General features: G+C 67.8%; 16 protein-coding genes and 3 pseudogenes. 11 read left to right on the top strand and 8 right to left on the bottom strand.

All coding sequences use genetic code 11. The features are described 5' to 3' along the window. Nucleotides 1–33 precede the first annotated feature (33 nt). Entirely contained in the window at nt 34–480 is a 447-nt protein-coding gene (locus A5659_RS20205; protein WP_066863295.1) for an SRPBCC family protein, read from the top strand. A gap of 65 nt (nt 481–545) precedes the next feature. Beyond that, entirely contained in the window at nt 546–1154 is a 609-nt protein-coding gene (locus A5659_RS20200) for a YbhB/YbcL family Raf kinase inhibitor-like protein (RefSeq protein WP_066863297.1), read from the top strand. 9 nt (nt 1155–1163) lie between these two features. Here A5659_RS20200 and A5659_RS20195 read toward each other — a convergent pair. Beyond that, nucleotides 1164–1843: pseudogene (locus A5659_RS20195) on the bottom strand (phytoene desaturase family protein); the annotation flags it as partial. 96 nt (nt 1844–1939) lie between these two features. Then, entirely contained in the window at nt 1940–2809 is an 870-nt protein-coding gene (locus A5659_RS20190; RefSeq protein WP_067023917.1) for a LysR family transcriptional regulator, read from the bottom strand. 109 nt (nt 2810–2918) lie between these two features. On the opposite strand from A5659_RS20190, the gene A5659_RS20185 reads away from it, so the two are divergent. The 6 genes and pseudogenes from A5659_RS20185 (at nt 2919) to A5659_RS20160 (ending at nt 7382) form a co-directional block, all read left to right on the top strand. After that, nucleotides 2919–3311, top strand: coding sequence for a tautomerase family protein (locus A5659_RS20185; protein WP_067183741.1), 393 nt, complete (start codon nt 2919–2921; stop codon nt 3309–3311). Next, nucleotides 3308–4291 (top strand): nitronate monooxygenase family protein, encoded by a 984-nt coding sequence (locus A5659_RS20180; RefSeq protein ID WP_082976133.1) that lies wholly within the window; start codon nt 3308–3310, stop codon nt 4289–4291. Before A5659_RS20185 ends, A5659_RS20180 begins: the two co-directional genes overlap by 4 nt. Before the next feature lie 237 nt (nt 4292–4528). Next, nucleotides 4529–5170: a nitroreductase family protein gene (locus tag A5659_RS20175; protein ID WP_066863306.1), complete on the top strand. Its 642-nt coding sequence runs from the start codon at nt 4529–4531 to the stop codon at nt 5168–5170. Beyond that, entirely contained in the window at nt 5170–5664 is a 495-nt protein-coding gene (locus A5659_RS20170) for an SRPBCC family protein (RefSeq protein ID WP_066863309.1), read from the top strand. The genes A5659_RS20175 and A5659_RS20170 overlap by 1 nt, the downstream gene beginning before the upstream one ends. 38 nt (nt 5665–5702) lie before the next feature. Further along, nucleotides 5703–6254 (top strand): annotated as a pseudogene (locus tag A5659_RS28265) (hypothetical protein); the annotation flags it as partial. A 162-nt stretch (nt 6255–6416) separates the two neighbouring features. Further along, entirely contained in the window at nt 6417–7382 is a 966-nt protein-coding gene (locus A5659_RS20160) for an FAD-dependent oxidoreductase (protein WP_067183736.1), read from the top strand. Here the strand turns inward: A5659_RS20160 and A5659_RS20155 are convergent. Together A5659_RS20155 and A5659_RS20150 are read right to left on the bottom strand one after the other, a co-directional pair. After that, the gene (locus A5659_RS20155; RefSeq protein ID WP_066876664.1) at nt 7379–7774 is read right to left on the bottom strand and encodes a phage holin family protein; all 396 of its coding nucleotides are present in this window, start codon (nt 7772–7774) and stop codon (nt 7379–7381) included. The two genes, A5659_RS20160 and A5659_RS20155, sit on opposite strands and share 4 nt — an antisense overlap. 47 nt (nt 7775–7821) lie before the next feature. Further along, nucleotides 7822–8889: an amidohydrolase family protein gene (locus tag A5659_RS20150; RefSeq protein ID WP_066863317.1), complete on the bottom strand. Its 1068-nt coding sequence runs from the start codon at nt 8887–8889 to the stop codon at nt 7822–7824. Between A5659_RS20150 and A5659_RS20145 the strand changes: the two genes are divergently transcribed. After that, the gene (locus tag A5659_RS20145) at nt 8888–10240 is read left to right on the top strand and encodes a sialate:H+ symport family MFS transporter (protein WP_255364653.1); all 1353 of its coding nucleotides are present in this window, start codon (nt 8888–8890) and stop codon (nt 10238–10240) included. The genes A5659_RS20150 and A5659_RS20145 overlap by 2 nt on opposite strands. Before the next feature lie 2 nt (nt 10241–10242). On the opposite strand, the gene A5659_RS20140 is transcribed toward A5659_RS20145, so the two are convergent. Both A5659_RS20140 and A5659_RS20135 read right to left on the bottom strand, forming a co-directional pair. Further along, on the bottom strand, nt 10243–11547 hold the full coding sequence (locus tag A5659_RS20140) for a competence/damage-inducible protein A (RefSeq protein ID WP_067183729.1): 1305 nt from the start codon (nt 11545–11547) through the stop codon (nt 10243–10245). Nucleotides 11548–11596: 49 nt separating this feature from the next. Beyond that, entirely contained in the window at nt 11597–11902 is a 306-nt protein-coding gene (locus A5659_RS20135; protein WP_066863327.1) for an MTH1187 family thiamine-binding protein, read from the bottom strand. A gap of 51 nt (nt 11903–11953) precedes the next feature. Between A5659_RS20135 and dtd the strand changes: the two genes are divergently transcribed. Together dtd and A5659_RS20125 are read left to right on the top strand one after the other, a co-directional pair. Then, a complete protein-coding gene (dtd, locus tag A5659_RS20130) occupies nt 11954–12385 on the top strand; it encodes a D-aminoacyl-tRNA deacylase (RefSeq protein ID WP_066876658.1) in 432 nt (143 codons plus the stop codon). Nucleotides 12386–12450: 65 nt separating this feature from the next. Beyond that, nucleotides 12451–13362: an SAM-dependent methyltransferase gene (locus A5659_RS20125; protein ID WP_067183726.1), complete on the top strand. Its 912-nt coding sequence runs from the start codon at nt 12451–12453 to the stop codon at nt 13360–13362. Here the strand turns inward: A5659_RS20125 and A5659_RS20120 are convergent. Beyond that, nucleotides 13273–14392 (bottom strand): annotated as a pseudogene (locus A5659_RS20120) (alcohol dehydrogenase catalytic domain-containing protein). The gene A5659_RS20125 and the pseudogene A5659_RS20120 overlap by 90 nt on opposite strands. Nucleotides 14393–14402: 10 nt before the next feature. Continuing rightward, nucleotides 14403–16352 (bottom strand): NAD(P)/FAD-dependent oxidoreductase, encoded by a 1950-nt coding sequence (locus A5659_RS20115; RefSeq protein WP_067183719.1) that lies wholly within the window; start codon nt 16350–16352, stop codon nt 14403–14405. Nucleotides 16353–16643: the final 291 nt, after the last annotated feature.

Here is a 16643-nt window from a genome sequence, read left to right as displayed (position 1 = left end):
TTCGGGGCAGACCGCTCGGGCTATCACCCCGGAATGGCTATCACCGATTCCCGCGAAGTCGTCATCGAGGCGACGCCCGACGAAATCATGGACGTGCTGTTCGACCTCGAGTCGTTGACCGAGTGGTCGTCGGCGCACAAGAAGGTCGAGGTGCTCGAACGTGACGACCAGAACCATCCGAGGCGATCCAGACAGGTCGTCAAGCTCGTCGGCGTCAGCGACGAACAGGAGCTCGCCTACACCGTTCACGACGACGGCGTCGGCTGGACGTTAGTCAGCTCCAAACAGCAACGCGCTCAAGAGGGTCGGTACACGCTGACCCCCGAGGGGGACGGCACCCGGGTCCGTTTCGAGCTCACCGTCGACCTGGTGGCGCCCGTCCCCGGATTTCTGGTCAAGAAGGGGGCCAAGAGCCTGATGGACACCGCCACCGAGGGACTGCGCAAGCGGGTCCTCGAAGTCGAGCAGCGCGGCAAGTAGCTTGGCCTCGCGCGGGTGAAATCGGGCCCTTCCCGAGTGTGAGCGCGCGAGTCAGACTGGTAGTCATGGAACCTACGCCGGCGGGCAGGCCGCACCGAATCGCAGCGATCATCGGTGTGCTGGCGATGGCGCCGGCGCTGGCCGGCTGCGGCGGCCACGGCGATGGCCACATGACGACGTCGTCGGCGCCGAAGATCACCACCCTCGGTCGCACGGCGCCGCGCGCGCCCGCCGACGGACCGCTGACCATCAGCAGTCCCGCTTTCGCCGACGGGGCCCCGATCCCGGTGCAGTACACCTGCAAGGGCGCCGACATCGCGCCGCCGTTGGCGTGGTCGGCGCCGCTGGGTGCGGCCCTGGTGGTCGACGACCCCGACGCCGTCAACGGGCTGTACGTCCACTGGGTCGTCGTCGGAATCCCGCCTGGTTCCGGAAGCACCGCCGATGGTCAGACCCCGGCCGGGGCGACCGCGCTGCCCAACACGGCCGGCCAGCCGGCGTACAAGGGGCCCTGTCCCCCGGCGGGAACCGGTACGCATCACTACCGGTTCACCCTCTATCAGCTGCCCAACGACTATCAGCTGCCCGCCGGTCTGGCCGGGGTGCAGGCGGCGCAGACGATCGGCGGCGTCGCGACCGCGCAGGCTCAGCTCACCGCGGTCTTCGGCGGCTGATCGGGCCCGTCACGACGCGTCGTCGAGAACCTGATAGGCGGCGTTGTAGCCGGGAGTGAACGTGATGCCGGGCCCGCCGTGGCATCCGGCGCCGGCGAGATAGAGACCGTCGATTTCGATGGGCATGTCGACAAAGCCCTTCGGGCCGGGCCGGTTCGGGCCCATCAGGTCGGGGTGGAGCAGTCCGTGGCAGAAGTCGCCCGAGGGCGCGCCGAACATGGTGTTCATGGGTAGGGCGCGAAGGTGATGTGGCGGATCACGATGTCCTTGAAGTTCGGCGCCAATCGGGTGATCTTGTCGATAACCCGTTGCGCCATCGCGTTTTTGAGATGGCCATGCTGGTCGCGGGCGACTTCGACCGGAAACGCGTAAGCGAATGCGCTGGCCGCGTGCTTGCCGGGCGGCGCCATGCTGGGATCGTGCACCGACGGGATCTGCATGCCCATCGACGGGTTGTCCGGAATGACGCCCCGGCGGCAGTTTTCCCAGTGCAGCTGTTGCTCCTCGGGTGACCCGAAGATTCCGACCGACTGTTGCATTCCTTCCTCATTGAGGAACTCATAGGGCGGGGCGAATTCGGGCAGCCCGCCCAGCGCGAAGTGGATCTGCACGAACGAGGCCCGGTGATCGCGGCCGGAGACACGCGAGACCAGTTGGGCGGGAACGTGTTCGGGCGCGATCAGCTCGGTTGTTCCGGCGATCTCGCCGACGCCGTCACCGCGAGTCTTGATCTGGTGCGCTCCGGCCTGGCGCCGCTGGCCTGACGGCACCCCCGCCCGAAGCCGTCACTGGTTTGCCGCGGCGTCCACGGCCGCCTCGATGAAGCGCCGCAGCACGGGGCCGTTGGCCCGCTTCACAAACGCCAACGCGACGGGAATGTCGGGCGCGCCTCGCAGCGCGACGAACCGCACGCCGGGGTGGATGTTGCGCCTGATCGCAACGTCGGGAATGACCCCGATGCCGCGGTCGGCCGCGACGGATTCGATCCACTCGTCGAAATTCGTTGTCTCGACAATGGTTTCCGGCCCATCCCCCGCCGGCCACGACCAGGGCCCGGTGGTACCACTGGCCGTGTTGACCACCAGCGGCCAGCGTGGCACCTCGGCCCAGTCCAGCTTCGCCCGCTTGGCCAGGGGCGAATGCACCGAACACACCGCCACCCGGGGCTCATCGAAAAGGTGCACGATTCGAACGGCGGTCGAGGTCACGTGGCCGCGCACCAGGGCGATGTCCACCCGGCCCTGCTGGACCGCCCCGAGCGCGTCGTCGGTGCGGATCAGGCTGACGGTGGTCCGGGTGGTCCGCTCGAACCGCGCGACGGTGTCCTGCGCCCACGGGTCGGGCAGCAGCCAGCTGAATCCGAGGCGGATGCTCGCTTGTTGCCGGACGGCGTCGACCCCACGCCCCAGCTCGGCCAGGACCCGCTCGACGTGACCGAGGAAGACCCGCCCGGCCGGGGTGGTCGCCACGTGGCGCGAACTGCGGTCTAGCAGCGACGCTTCGAGCGCGTCTTCGAGCTGTTTGATGGTTCGGCTCAGCGCGGGCTGGGTGATGCTGAGCTCCTGCGCGGCCAGCGTGAACGATTCGAGGCGGGCCACCGCTTCGAACGCCCGGAGGTGACGCAACTCGACTCGCCCGGACTGCACCGCGTCCATGCTCGATGAGCATAGATCCTTCACACAAGGCATTTCACGCGGGATTCCCGAAGACCTAACGTCGGTTGCACTGGGAGCGCAATCCGCGCTGTTGTTCGCAGGAGGAAAAATGCCGCTGTTGTACATCGACCTCATCGAGGGTCGTACGCCCTCGGAGGTTCGCGCCCTGCTGGACGCGATCCACGACACGGTCGTCGAGGCGTTCGGCGTTCCGCCGCGGGATCGTTACCAGGTGGTGCATACCCACCCGGTACATGAAATCGTCACGCTGGACACCGGTCTGGGCATCGATCGGTCGTCTCGCCAGGTGATCTTGCACGTGGTAAGCCGACGGCGGCCGCGCGAGCTCAAGCAGAAGTTCTATGAACTGCTGGCGTCGCGCCTCGCCGACCGGTGCGGGCTCGACCCCGCCGACCTGATCGTCTCGGTCACCGAAAACGACGACGAGGACTGGTCTTTCGGCCACGGGAGGGCCCAGTTCCTCACCGGTGAACTCAAGTGAGCGCCGCCACGGGTTTGCCGACACGCCTGACCGACCTGTTCGGGATCGAGCACCCGATCCTGCTCGCGCCGATGGCCCTGGTCTCCGGGGGCCGGCTGGCGGCGGCGGTGACACGGGCGGGCGGACTGGGGCTCATCGGTGGGGGCTATCCCGACGCCGAATGGCTGCAGACGCAGATCGACCGGGCCGCCGGCGCCCGGGTCGGATACGGGTTCATCACCTGGAGCCTGGCCCGCAATCCGGAGGTGCTCGACGTCGCGCTGGAAAGGGATCCGGCGGCCGTGATGCTGTCGTTCGGCGAGTTGGCGCCCTTCGCCGATCGCATCCATGCGGCCGGCGTTCCGCTGATCGCGCAGGTGCAGAACCTAGATCAGGCCCGTCGCGCGCTCGATGCCGGTGCGGAAGTCATCGTGGCGCAGGGCGGCGAGGCCGGCGGGCACGGCATGAGCGTGCGGTCGACCTTCACCCTGGTGCCCGAGGTCGTCGACTTCGTGGCGGACCGCTCTCCGGCCACGTTGGTGGCGGCCGCGGGTGGCGTCGGCGATGGCCGCGGATTGGCCGCCGCGCTCGCGTTGGGCGCCGACGGCGCCGTAGTCGGTACCCGGTTCTGGGCGACGCCGGAAGCGCTCGTCTCACCCCAAGCGCAGCGGCGCGCAGTGGCGGCCGGCGGTGACGACACCGTGCGCACCCGGGTCTACGACGTCGTGCGCCGCCTCGATTGGCCCACCGGATACACCGTGCGGGCCCTGAACAACGCCTTCCTGAACACCTGGCACGGCAACGAGGCCGAGCTGTCGGCGCGGCTGCCCGAAGCGATCGACGCCTACGAAAAAGCGGTAGCCGCAGAGGATTTCGATACCGCCGCCATCCTCACCGGCGAAGGGGTGGGGCGCGTCCGCGAGGTTCGGCCCGCCGCGGAGATCGTCACCGAGATGGTCGGTGACGCCAACCGCATCCTCAACCGCGACCCCGCGCCCTAGACAGCCGAGCGACGAGTCTGGTTTGCTCAGCTGGCTAGCTTGTTTCCGCCTTGTCTGCGCGGGCAGGAGTGCGCGATGGCCCGTATCAACGTCCCGGATGGCCCCGGCGGTGAAGCCGCCATGATCGACGACTGTGTCGCCGCATCCGCCAGTTGTCCGGGATACCCTGCGCGCCAATGCCTTTGCATCGACAAGTCCTGCGCCATCGACCTCTGATCACCCATCGGAAAGGAACCCATGGACATCGCCACCGTCGACGAGCTGCTGAGCACCACACGGTCGGTCCGCAAACGCCTCGACCTGACCCGCCCGGTCGGTCGCGACGTGATCCTGGAGTGCATCCAGCTGGCGATGCAGGCGCCCACGGCGAGCAACACGCAAAACTGGCGCTGGCTGGTCATCACCGACGCGGACAAGCGCGCCGCGATCGCCGAGATCTACCGCAGCATCGGCGCCCAGTACCTGGCCTACGCGGCCGACAACGCGACCGACGCCCAAACGCAGCGGGTGTACCAGAGCGCGATGAGCCTGACCGAGACGCTGGCGGAGGTGCCCGTGCACGTCATCCCCTGCCTCACCGAGCGCATCGACACCGCGGAACCGGGCATCGCCGCGGCGGCCTGGGCATCCATCATCCCCGCGGGGTGGAGTTTTCTGCTGGCGCTGCGCTCGCGCGGGCTGGGATCGGTGTGGACGACGATGCATCTGTTCAAGGAGAAGGAGGTCGCCGAACTGCTCGGCATCCCGCCGACCGTCACGCAGGCGGCGCTGTTCCCCGTCGCCTACACGATCGGCACCGACTTCCGGCCGGCCAAGCGGCCGCCCGCGGAGACCATCACGTACTGGGACACCTGGGAACGGCCCGTCGGAGCCAGCTGATGCAGTCCTACACCGTGCGATTCCACGTCGATGCGCCGCCGCGCAAAGTGTGGCGGGTGCTGCATCCGCCGGCCCCACCGAACGCCCCGCGGCCGCGGGTGCTCGAGTGGCCCAACGGCAGCATGGAAATCCTCAACGAGGGCAACGAAGCCGGCGAGGGCCTGGTCCGGACCTGCATCTTCGAAGTGCCCAAATACCTGCTGTCCGGCGGTAGGGCGCGATCCTGGGAAACCGTGACCGAGGCCGAGCTCAACAAGCTGTCGCGCTACGTCGCCGTTGGCGCCCCGCTGTGGTCGCGGGCCGAGGGATATCACCGGCTCGAAGAGCAGCCGGACGGCACCACCGTGCTGACCTTCCACGAGACGTACCACGCCTACAACCCGGTGCTGCGCTTCTTTCTCGAACGCCCGGTGCACGCGAAGATCTCCCGCGACAACCTCGCGACCTACGAGCACGCGCTCGGCTACGCGGGCCGGGTCCGGCGGCTGGATTAGCCGTTCTTTGCCACTCCGCAGATTTCACAACGATATGAATTAGGTTGTCCGCCCCGGTACCCTCGATCTCTATGGGTGGAGTACCTGCTGCGGCGAGGGTGGTCGCTGCGAGTCTGATGGTCGCGGGCTGGGCCGCGTCCACGGTCGTCGCCAGCGCCGATCCGGACGAGACGCGGGGGCCGGCGCCCGGGCCGGCACCTTCGGCGTCGCCGTCGCCGGCCGCGTCCCCGGGGGCCTCGCCCGCGCCGGCGGAACCGAAGACGTCCATCGACAAGGACGGCATCTACGCGGTGGGTAGCGACATCGTGCCGGGCATATACAGCTCCGGGGGTCCCGTCGGCGACGGCACCTGCTACTGGAAGCGGACCGGCAACCCCGACGGCAACATCATCGACAACGCCATGTCCAAGAAGCCCCAGGTCGTGCAGATCGATCCGGGCGACAAAGCGTTCAAGACCTCGGGCTGCCAGCCCTGGCAGCTGACGCCGGACGCCGCGGTGCCGTCGAGCGCGCCGCCCGCGGGTGTGCAGGGCACGCTCGGCATCCTCAACAGCCTGCTGGGCGGGGGTGCCCAGCGGGCGCCGTCGGCCTCGCCGGCCCCCCAGGCCCCGGCGGCTTCACCCGCCTCGCCGGCCCCGCAAGCGCCGGCGGCTTCCCCCGCTTCGCCGGCCCCGCAGGGCGCGCATTCCTGATCGACCCTGATCGACCCTCGGCCCGTTCCGCGGCCGGGCCGTTTTCGTTACCGTGGCGCCGTGGCACCTTCGCAGCAGATTGTCGTCGTCGGCGCCGGCGTCAGCGGGCTGACGTCGGCCATCTGTTTGGCCGAGGCCGGCTGGCCGGTACGGGTATGGGCGGCCGCCACGCGCAAGCAGACGACCTCGGCGGTGGCCGGCGCCGTCTGGCTCCCCCCACGACCCGCCGATCGCGCAGCCGAGACGCTGGAGTGGACCGAGCGCTCGCTGCGGGTGTTCACCGATCTTGCCGACGATCCCGACTCCGGGGTCCAGCTGGCGCCGGCGCTGGCCGCCGGTGAACTGACCGCGACCGAGGCGATGTCATCGGCGGCGGCGGCGTTGATTCCCGACCTGCGGCCGGCCGACCCGGCCGATCTCCCCGAGGGCTCCCGCACCGGGTTTCGCGCGACCCTGCCCATGATCGACATGCCGCACTATCTCGACTACCTGACCCGACGGCTGGCGTCGGCCGGCGGCGAAATCGAGGAGCATCCCGTGCGGACGCTCGACGAGGCCGCCGACGCCGCCGAAATCGTCGTCAACTGCGCCGGGCTGGCCGCCGGCGCGCTGGTCGGCGACGACACCATGCAGCCATTGTTCGGCCAGCATGTGGTGCTCACCAATCCCGGTCTGCGGCAATTGTTTGTGGAAACCGACGGCGGCCCGGACTGGACCTGCTACTTCCCCCATCCGCAACGGGTGGTCTGCGGCGGCGTCAGCATCCCCGGGCGCTGGGACACCGCGGCCGACCCCGACGTGACGCAACGCATCCTGCGGCGCTGTCGCCGCGTCGAGCCGCGCCTGAACGACGCCGAGGTGATCGAGGTGATCACCGGCCTGCGTCCCGACCGTCCTTCGGTGCGGGTGGAAGCCGAGCCGCTGGGGCGGGCGCGGTGCATACACAATTACGGGCACGGCGGCAACGGCGTCACCTTGTCCTGGGGTTGCGCGGGCGATGTGGTGAACCTGGCCAATGACGGCTAGCGCCGGGCGCCGGTACGCCGAATCACCAAGGACAGCAACCAACTAACGATCGACAGTACGATCGCGGCCCAGATCGCGGTCCACCAGAAGTGATCGATCTGCAATCCCCAGTGCGTGGTGTGCTCGGTGATCCGCGCGGTGATCCACAGCATCAGCGCATTGACGACGACATGGAACAGGCCGAGCGTCAGGATGTACAGCGGGATCGACAGGATCTGGACGATCGGCTTGATGAACGCGTTGACCAACCCGAAGATCACGGCGACGACGAAGATGATGCCGACGCGTTCCAGCTTCGTGTCCCCGCCCACGAAGCTAAGGCCGTGCACGAAAAGGGTGACGATCCACAGCGCCAGGCCGGTCAACGCGGCGCGCAACAGAAATGGGCCCATGGTCGCAAATCCTGCCACCCGTCGGGGCCGGGAGTAAGCGGCGGAGCTCAGTTCAGATTGTAGAAGCGCTGCGCGTTCAAGCCGCCGATCTTTTCCCGCGAGTCCTCACTGAGGTCGGTTCGCGTGCGCAGGTGTTTGGTGCTCTCCGGCCACTCACCGTCCCAGTGCGGGTAGTCGCTGGCGAACATGATGAAATCGTCGCCCAGCACGTCGATCACGCCGGGCAGGATCGGTTCCTCCGGCTCGCACGTCACCCAGATGTTGCCCGCGGCCAGATAGTCGTGCGGATCGCGGCGCCAGCCGCCCTTGACCCAGTCGCCGCGCTTTTCGTAATGCTCGTGCAGTCGGTCGATGAAGAACGGGACCCAGCCCGCGCCGGCCTCGAGGAAGGCGACCCGCAACTCGGGGTGGCGCTCGAAGACGCCGCCGGAGACCATCGCGGTCATCGCCGTCATCTGATCGAAGGGGAAGCTGATGCAGTGCACCTGAATGTAATTCGTGAAACGGTCCACACCGATCTTGGGCAGGTGAATGCCCGGGGCGCCGTGCACCCCCAACGGCATGCCGAGCTCGACGGCGGCGGCGTAGAACGGATCGAGGTCGGGGTGGTCGAGGTTGCGGCTCTTGAGCGCCGGCGGCACCAAGGTGGCAACCAGCCCAAGCTCTTTGGCCTCCGTCATGACGTCGACGGCGACGCGGCCGTGCTCGATCGGTGTGACGGCGACGCCGCGCAACCGGCCACCCGATGAGGCGCAGTAGTCCGCGATCCACTGGTTGTACAGCCTCGAGAATCCCGCAGCGAACTCCGGGTCCTCGAGGCTGGGCGCGCACAACCCCATGCTGGGATACAGCACCATCGTGTCGATGTGGTCGCGATCGGCGTCCCCCAGCACGCCCTCGGGTGAGCGGCAGTTGATGTCGGGCGCCCTACTGATCCCGTGTTCGGGCGGGCAACCCGCGCCCGGACCCGTGTCCTCGGGGTAGTTGCGGCCCTCGAGCGTCAATCCCGGCCGGCCGTCGGTGCTGGGCCTGACGTGCTGCGGCCATCGTTTGATCGCTTCGATTGCCAGCGAGGAATTCTCGGCCACGTGTCCGTCGGCGTCGATGATCCGCATGTATCCGGAACTTACTCCCGCGGTCCACATGGTGAAACAACTCGCGCCGGCGCGCTGGGTAAGCCACGATGCTGACGTGACCACACCACGCCCTCGTCAGAAGTTGACCGCCGATCAGCGAAACTCCTTCATCGCGGCGCTACTGGGCTGGACGATGGACGCCTTCGATTACTTCATCGTCGTGCTCGTCTACGCCGACATCGCCAAGACGTTCCATCACAGCAAGGCCGAGGTCGCGTTCGTCACCACTGCCACCCTCATCATGCGGCCCGTCGGCGCGCTGCTGTTCGGCCTCTGGGCCGACCGCGTCGGCAGGAGGCTGCCGCTGATGGTCGACGTGATGTTCTATTCCGTGGTCGGCTTCCTGTGCGCATTCGCCCCCAATTTCACCGTGCTGGTCATCCTGCGATTGCTGTACGGCATCGGCATGGGCGGCGAATGGGGGCTGGGCGCCGCGCTCGCCATGGAGAAGGTTCCCGTCGAGCGGCGCGGGTTCTTTTCCGGGCTGCTGCAGGAGGGGTACGCGTTCGGCTACCTGCTGGCCAGCGTCGCCTCGCTGGTGGTGATCGACTGGATCGGGCTGTCGTGGCGGTGGCTGTTCGGTCTGAGCATCGTCCCCGCGTTGATCAGCCTGGTCATCCGCTACCGCGTGGAGGAGTCCGAGGTGTGGGAAGCCGCCCAGGATCAGATGAAGCTCACCAGCACCCGGATCCGCGACGTGCTGCGCAGCGGCGCCATCATCCGTCGGTTCATCTACCTGGTGCTGCTGATGACGGCCTTCAACTGGATGAGCCACGGCACGCAGGACGTCTATCCCACCTTCCTGGGGGCGCACGCCAATCAGGGCGCCGGTCTGTCCAGCACGACGGTCAAGTGGATCGTGGTGGTCTACAACGTCGGCGCCATCGTCGGGGGCCTGGTCTTCGGCACGCTGTCGCAGCGCTTCAGCCGCCGCTACACCGTCGTCTTCTGTGCGATCCTGGCGCTGCCCATCGTCCCGTTGTTCGCGTACTCGCGCAGCGCCGCGATGCTGTGCCTGGGTTCGTTTTTGATGCAGCTCTTCGTGCAGGGCGCGTGGGGCGTGATTCCCGCGCACCTCACCGAGATGTCGCCGGACGCCATCCGCGGCCTCTATCCCGGGGTGACCTATCAGCTGGGCAACCTGCTGGCGGCGTTCAACCTACCGATCCAGGAACGCCTCGCCGAATCGCACGGCTATCCGTTCGCGTTGGCGGCCACGATCGTGCCGGTGCTGATCGCGGTGGCGGGGCTGACGCTGATCGGAAGGGACGCCACCGGAATCCGGTTCGGCACCACCGAAAGCGCTTTCCTGGCAAGCGAAGTGACGTGACGCTAGTCGCTGTTGTCCAGTAGGCGTCGCAGCAAGTGCATGGCCACCGTGGTCGAGCGCTCCCGGATATCCGAGCGGTTGCCGGGTAGCCGCAGTGTGCGGGTATCGGTCCGGCCGGCGGCCGTCACGCTGAAGCAGACTGTGCCCACCGGCTTTTCCTCGGTCCCCCCGCCCGGGCCCGCGATTCCGGTGATCGCGATCGCGGTGTCGGCGCCGAAGCGTTGCAACGCACCCGCGGCCATTGCCTCGGCCACCGGCTCGGACACCGCGCCGTGCGCGTCGATCAGCGCGGGGTCGACGCCGAGCAGCTCCACCTTCGCCTCGTTCGAGTAGGACACGACGCCGCCGGCCACGTAATGCGACGACCCGGGCCGGTCGGTCAGCCGCGCGGCCAGCAGGCCCGCGGTGCAGGACTCCGCCGTCGCGATCCGATGGCCGGCCAGCAGCTGGGCCACCAGATCGTCGACGCGCGAACCGTCCTCGGAGTACAGCTGATGCCCGTGCCGCTCGCGCAGCAGCTTGGTCAACTGCGCGTACGCGTCCGCGGCGTCCGGCTCGTAGCGGGTGACCATCTCGATCTCGCCGCGCCGCAGGCAGGTGGTGATCTCCAGTTGTTCGAAGCCGGGCACGGCCGTTTCGGCGTCGCGCAGCGTTTCGGCCAGTCCCGACTCCGGCAGCCCGAACATGCGCAGCATCTCCTGCCGATAGACGGTCCGGCCGGCGATCGCCTCCTGCGCCGCGGGCGTCTCGATGGCGGTGTGCCACATCGGCTGCAGCTCGCGCGGCGGACCCGGGAGCACGATCACCGTCGGCTTGCCGGGCACGACGACACCGGGAGCGGTCCCCACCGGGTCGAGCACCTGCGCCCCGGCCGGCACCATGGCCTGCTTGCGATTGGCTGCCCGCAGCGACTCGAAAGTGCCGGGATCCAAGGCGGATTGGAACGCGGGGTTGCGGCCCATCAGCTTCTTGAGGATGTTGGCGATCTTCTCCTCGACCTCGGCGTCCAACACCAACTCGCGCTCGCAGAAGCGCGCGACCACCTCGACGGTCATGTCGTCGGCCGTCGGCCCCAGGCCCCCGCTGGTGACGATCAGGTCCACGCCCTGGTCGGCCAGGAACCTCAGCTGCGCTTCGATGTCGGCCGGCCGGTCACCGCAGATGGTGATGTGGCCCAGCTCGACGCCCAGCTCCAAGAGGCGATCGGCGATCCAGGGGCCGTTCGCATCTTGAACCCGACCGGTCAGGACCTCGGTTCCGGTGACAACGATTCCTGCGCGTGTGCTCACCGCCCCGAGCCTACGCATCGGCTCCGAGGACGTTCGTCCGGAAGCCTAACGGCTCAGGTCGGTACAGCTAGCCCTCGGAAAGGTAACGCTCGACGGTGGCGACCTTCTGCGTCATCGCGTCGGTCGTCCCGGCGCGCCAGTCCGCCTTGATCACCGTGCTGACCCTGGGCGCCCGGGCGGCCACCGCCTCGACCGCACGCTGCACCACGGCCATGACCTCCGCCCAGGTTTCGCCTTCGATGACGGTGAACATCGCATCCGTCTTGTTGGGCAGCCCGGAATCGCGCACCACCCGAACCGCTTCGGCGACGATCTCACCGACCCCCTCGCCCACCCCCATCGGGGTGACGGAAAACGCGACGAGCACAGACATTCATCGAGCGTACCCAAGATCCGCGGGGCCGGTCTGGCACCATCGAGGCCCATGCGGGTGTTGGTGCAACGGGTTTCGTCGGCAACGGTCTCGGTGGACGGCGCGGTGGTGGGCGCGATCCGTCCGGCTGGTCAGGGCCTGTTGGCATTCGTCGGTGTCACCCACGGCGACGACGGCGACAAGGCGCGACGGCTCGCTGAGAAGCTCTGGCAGCTAAGGATTCTCACCGACGAACGCTCCGCGGCCGATGTCAACGCGCCCATCCTGGTCGTGAGTCAGTTCACGCTGTACGCCGACACCGCCAAGGGTCGCCGCCCGTCGTGGAACGCGGCCGCTCCAGGAGCGGTCGCCGAGCCGCTGGTGACGGAGTTCGCCGAGGCGTTACGGCGGTCGGGCGCCGAGGTGCAGACCGGGGTGTTCGGGGCGAACATGCAGGTCGAGTTGGTGAACGACGGTCCGGTGACGGTGCTCTTGGAGCTGTGAGCCCGCCCCCACGGGTACCGTGGACCCGGCGGCTTGTCGTCGCCGGCGCCGACGGGAGGGCAACCATGAGCACGACACCCGAATTCGGGTCACTCCGTTCCGACGACGACAACTGGGACATCGTCAGCAGCGTGGGGTACACGGCGCTGCTCGTCGCGGGATGGCGAGCGCTGCACGCCGTGAGCCCGCGGCCGCTGGTGCGCGACGAATACGCGAAAGTCTTCATTGCCGCCTCGCAGGACCCGTATCTGGCGAGTGTGCTTGCCAACCCCGGTACCTCCGACGACGAGACGGCCTTCCCGCGCCTCTACGGAGTCCAGACCCGCTTCTTCGACGACTTCTTCGAGGCCGCGGCAGCCGCGGGCATCCGGCAGGCGGTGATCGTAGCCGCCGGCCTGGATTCTCGGGCGTATCGGCTCCAATGGCCGCGAGACACAAGGGTTTTCGAAGTCGATCTCCCGAAAGTCCTCGAATTCAAGGCCCGCGTCCTCGGCGAACAGGGCGCGACCCCGAAGGCCCGTCGCGTCGAGGTCGCCGCCGATCTGCGCACCGACTGGTCACGGCCGTTGGAAGCGGCCGGGTTCGACGTGGAGACCCCGAGCGCCTGGTCGGTGGAGGGGCTGCTCCCCTACCTCACCGACGAGGCGCAACACGCGCTTTTCACCCGGATCAGCGGGCTCAGCGCGCCGGGCAGCCGGATCGCCATCGGCGCGCTGGGATCGCGACTGGACCACGACCAGCTCCACGCCCTGGAGGCGAGCCACCCCGGGGTGAATGTGTCCGGCAATGTGGACTTTTCGGCCCTGACCTATGAACCCCAGTCTGACCCCGCGGAGTGGCTCGCGGCCCACGATTGGGCCGTCGAACCCGTCCGCAACACGCTCGACCTACAGGCCGGCTACGGCATGACCCCGCCTGACGTCGACGTCAAGATCGACAGCTTCATGCGGTCCCAATACATCACGGCGACCCGCTGATCACCTAGGGTTTCAGCAGGATCTTCACGTCGTCGCCCGAACGCGACTCCGCCGTCGCGTAGCCCTTGGCCGCCTCGTCCAACGGCATTGTGGTGGTGAAGATCCCGTCGACGTCGAGCCGGCCCGACTGCAGCAACGGAATCAGTTCCGGCCAGGTGCGCTGCACCGGTGCGGTGGTGAACCGCACCGTGGTGCTGCGGATCAGGCAGCCCAGCGCGTTGAGGGGAAACGGATTCATGTCGTGCACGCCGACCACCGAGACTGTGCCGCCGGGCCGGACGGCGTTGATCGCCTCGGTCAGGGAGGCGTCCGTCGCGACGGCGTCGATCACCGCGTCGGCGCCACGGCCGCCGGTGGCGGCCAGGATCGCCTCGAGCGCGGGCGCCTGCACCGGCGTCGCGCCCCACTGGGCGGCCCGCTGTAGCCGGCCTTCGACCTGATCGACCGCGTAAACCGTTGCGGCACCTTGAAACAGCGCGCTGCGCAGCGAGCACAGGCCGACCGCGCCCAGGCCGATCACTGCCACCGTGCCGCCGAAGGGAATGTCGGCCCGCTGCGCCGCGGCCCAGCCGGTGGCCAGGTTGTCGGTGAGCAGCAGTGCCTGTTCGGTGCTGATGCCCTCGGGCATCTTCAGCAGCTGGAAATCCGCGGCGGGCACGGCGAGCAGGTCGGCCTGCGCGCCGCCGAGCACGCCGCCGCCGAAGATCTGAAATCCGGAGTGACACATCACCGGATCGCGGGTGGCGCAGCCCGCGCACGCGCCGCAACCGGTGACCGACGAGACCATCACCTGATCGCCGACCTTGACGTCGCGCACCTGCGGCCCGGCTTCCACGACGGTGCCGACCGCTTCGTGGCCGAGCGCGATCGGGTCGGGCATCGGAAAGTCGGCCTCATAGAAGTGCAGGTCGGATCCGCAGATGCCCGCGGCGCTCACCTCGACGATCGCTCCGTCGGGCCCCGGAAGCGCCGGATCGGGGCGGGTGTCCACCCGAATGCTGCGGGGCCCGTCGACGACTACGGTGCGCATATTGACATGCTCACTTTCCCTGTCGCGCCGAATCTTTCGTTCGGACTACAAACTGTGACCAATCGGGCTCGCGCACCGCCGACCAGTATTCGTTGAGACGCCATGGGCTCACCGTGTGGATCTCCCCGTCGGCGTTCTTGAAATACGAATGCTTGACCGCCGGATGCGACCACACCATCTTCTTGATCTGGGTCTGCGTCCGCCGGTGCCAATCGGTGGCGGCCTCGGGTTTCGGTTCGAGCGAATGCACGCCGGTTTCGGCCAGTCGGGCCAGGCACTGGTCGATGTAACGCATTTGCAACTCCGACTGAAATATGAGGCTGCCGCCATGGGCCAGATGAGTTCCCGGGCCGTAGACGATGAAGAAGTTTGGGAACTCCGGCACCGTGATGCCGAGGTAGGCGTATGGCCGGCTCCCCCACATCTCATGCAGATCGGTGCCGTTTCGGCCGGTGACCTTCAGCGGCCAGAGCACGTCGGTGTGCCGAAACCCGGTGGCGTACACGATGACGTCGACGTCATGAGCCACACCGTCACCTGTGACGATGCCGTTTGGCGTAATCTTGTCGATGGGTGTGCGGACCAATTCGACGTTGTCGCGCTGCAGCGTTCGCAGCCAACTGCCGTTGTCCTGCAAGGTGCGTTTGCCGCAGGCGGGATAGTCCGGCATCACCTTGGCCAGCAACTCGGAATCCTCGCTCACCTGACTGGTGATCCACTGCGAGAACATCATCTGGGCGGCGGCGTTGATGTCGCTGACGGCGTGCTCCTGGTCGGCGTAACCCGGGTCACCCTCGGCCGCGTCGAGACCCTTGTCGGAGCCGGGCCAGAGCACCAGGAAGCGATACCACCTGCCGTAGAACGGAAGATGGCGCATCGCCCAGCGCACCCCGTCGCCGACCTCGTCGTGATACATCGGGTTCGGGAACATCCACTGCGCGGTCCGCTGAAACACGGTGAGGTGCTCCACGTCCTCGGCGATCGCGGGGGCGATCTGGAATCCGCTGGCGCCGGCGCCGATGAGCGCGACCCGCTTGCCGTTGAGATCTACCGAATGTTCCCAGGCCGCCGAGTGAAATGACGGCCCCGCGAAGGTGTCCGCGCCGGCGAACTCGGGGATGTTCGGACGGTTCAGCTGCCCGACCGCGGTGATGACCGCGCGGGCGCGCACGGTGGTCGCCCGACCGTCGGACGAGCGCAGCGAAACGCTCCACGCGCCGTCGTCGTCATTCCATTCGGCCGCGAGAACCTCGGTCCGCCAACGCACATGGTCTGCCAGGCCGTGTTTGTCGATGACCTTGGTGAAATAGTCTTGCAGCTCGTATTGCTCGGCGAAGAAATGCGTCCAGTCGTTGTTGGGCTCGAAGCTGTAGCAATAGAAATGGTTCGCCACATCCACCCGGGCGCCGGGATAGCTGTTCTCCCACCAGGTTCCGCCGGGGCCCGCGTTCTTCTCGATGATGGTGAACGGGATGTTGGCCTGCTTGAGGCGCACGCCGGCCAGGATGCCCGATTCGCCGCATCCCACGACCAGGACCGGAAGTTCGGCGGTGCGCTCGGCGGGCAATGTGGCGGGCCGGCGAGGGTCGACGCCGTCGAGGTCGAGCTCTTCGGAGATCAGCGACAAGTAGTCGTCGGGCACGTGTTCGCAAGCCGCCCAGTCCATCATCTCCCTGATGAGTTCGGGGCTCAGCGGCTGCGGTTCGGGGCAACCGCGGTCGCGATACTCGGTGATGACCGACAGGGCCTCGGCGCGCGCCCGCGCCTTGTCGTCCTCTGACATGAACCCCTGGACCTCGTTGAGAAAGATGCCCATCTGCTTGAAGTCGCGGATGAACCGTGGGTCGCCGGTGATGTGGACGAGCGAGAGCAACAGCGTGGGAATGCTGACATCCTCTAGCACGGCGGCGATCTCGGGTGTGGATGTGGTGAAGGGATCGCCGGCGTAGCGGCTGCGCATCACGGGAGATCCTCTCGGTGGCTTGGTACCAATTACGCTACCCATAGTTTCGTAATTGGCAGCACTACGCTACCCGGTCGCTCGGCGCGGGATCAAGACGTTCGCAGCTACGGATCGTGGCCGCTAGGGATCGTCGTCGTCCTCGTCCGCGAGGATTTCTTCGGGGTGATGGAAGGTGTTGGTGCGGGGTTGGCCGCGGTCGAGGTGTGGTGGGGGGATCCATTCGGTGTCGCCGTTGGCGCGTTTTCGGGTGGTCCAGCCCTTCTCGAGGAGGCGGTGGTGGGGTCCGCA

The organism is Mycobacterium sp. 1165196.3, from assembly GCF_001673415.1.
GTDB classification, from domain to species: Bacteria; Actinomycetota; Actinomycetes; order Mycobacteriales; family Mycobacteriaceae; genus Mycobacterium; species Mycobacterium europaeum_A.
Note: the sequence above shows the minus strand (reverse complement) of the source record. Positions and strands in the feature narration are given on the sequence as shown.

Coding starts and splice junctions, on each gene's coding strand:
- A5659_RS20205 (WP_066863295.1), top strand. CDS start 34: ATGGCTATCACCGATTCCCGCGAAGTCGTCATCGAGGCGACGCCCGAC.
- A5659_RS20200 (WP_066863297.1), top strand. CDS start 546: ATGGAACCTACGCCGGCGGGCAGGCCGCACCGAATCGCAGCGATCATC.
- A5659_RS20190 (WP_067023917.1), bottom strand. CDS start 2,809: ATGGACGCGGTGCAGTCCGGGCGAGTCGAGTTGCGTCACCTCCGGGCG.
- A5659_RS20185 (WP_067183741.1), top strand. CDS start 2,919: ATGCCGCTGTTGTACATCGACCTCATCGAGGGTCGTACGCCCTCGGAG.
- A5659_RS20175 (WP_066863306.1), top strand. CDS start 4,529: ATGGACATCGCCACCGTCGACGAGCTGCTGAGCACCACACGGTCGGTC.
- A5659_RS20170 (WP_066863309.1), top strand. CDS start 5,170: ATGCAGTCCTACACCGTGCGATTCCACGTCGATGCGCCGCCGCGCAAA.
- A5659_RS20155 (WP_066876664.1), bottom strand. CDS start 7,774: ATGGGCCCATTTCTGTTGCGCGCCGCGTTGACCGGCCTGGCGCTGTGG.
- A5659_RS20145 (WP_255364653.1), top strand. CDS start 8,888: ATGTATCCGGAACTTACTCCCGCGGTCCACATGGTGAAACAACTCGCG.
- A5659_RS20150 (WP_066863317.1), bottom strand. CDS start 8,889: ATGCGGATCATCGACGCCGACGGACACGTGGCCGAGAATTCCTCGCTG.
- A5659_RS20140 (WP_067183729.1), bottom strand. CDS start 11,547: ATGCGTAGGCTCGGGGCGGTGAGCACACGCGCAGGAATCGTTGTCACC.
- A5659_RS20135 (WP_066863327.1), bottom strand. CDS start 11,902: ATGTCTGTGCTCGTCGCGTTTTCCGTCACCCCGATGGGGGTGGGCGAG.
- dtd (WP_066876658.1), top strand. CDS start 11,954: ATGCGGGTGTTGGTGCAACGGGTTTCGTCGGCAACGGTCTCGGTGGAC.
- A5659_RS20125 (WP_067183726.1), top strand. CDS start 12,451: ATGAGCACGACACCCGAATTCGGGTCACTCCGTTCCGACGACGACAAC.
- A5659_RS20115 (WP_067183719.1), bottom strand. CDS start 16,352: ATGCGCAGCCGCTACGCCGGCGATCCCTTCACCACATCCACACCCGAG.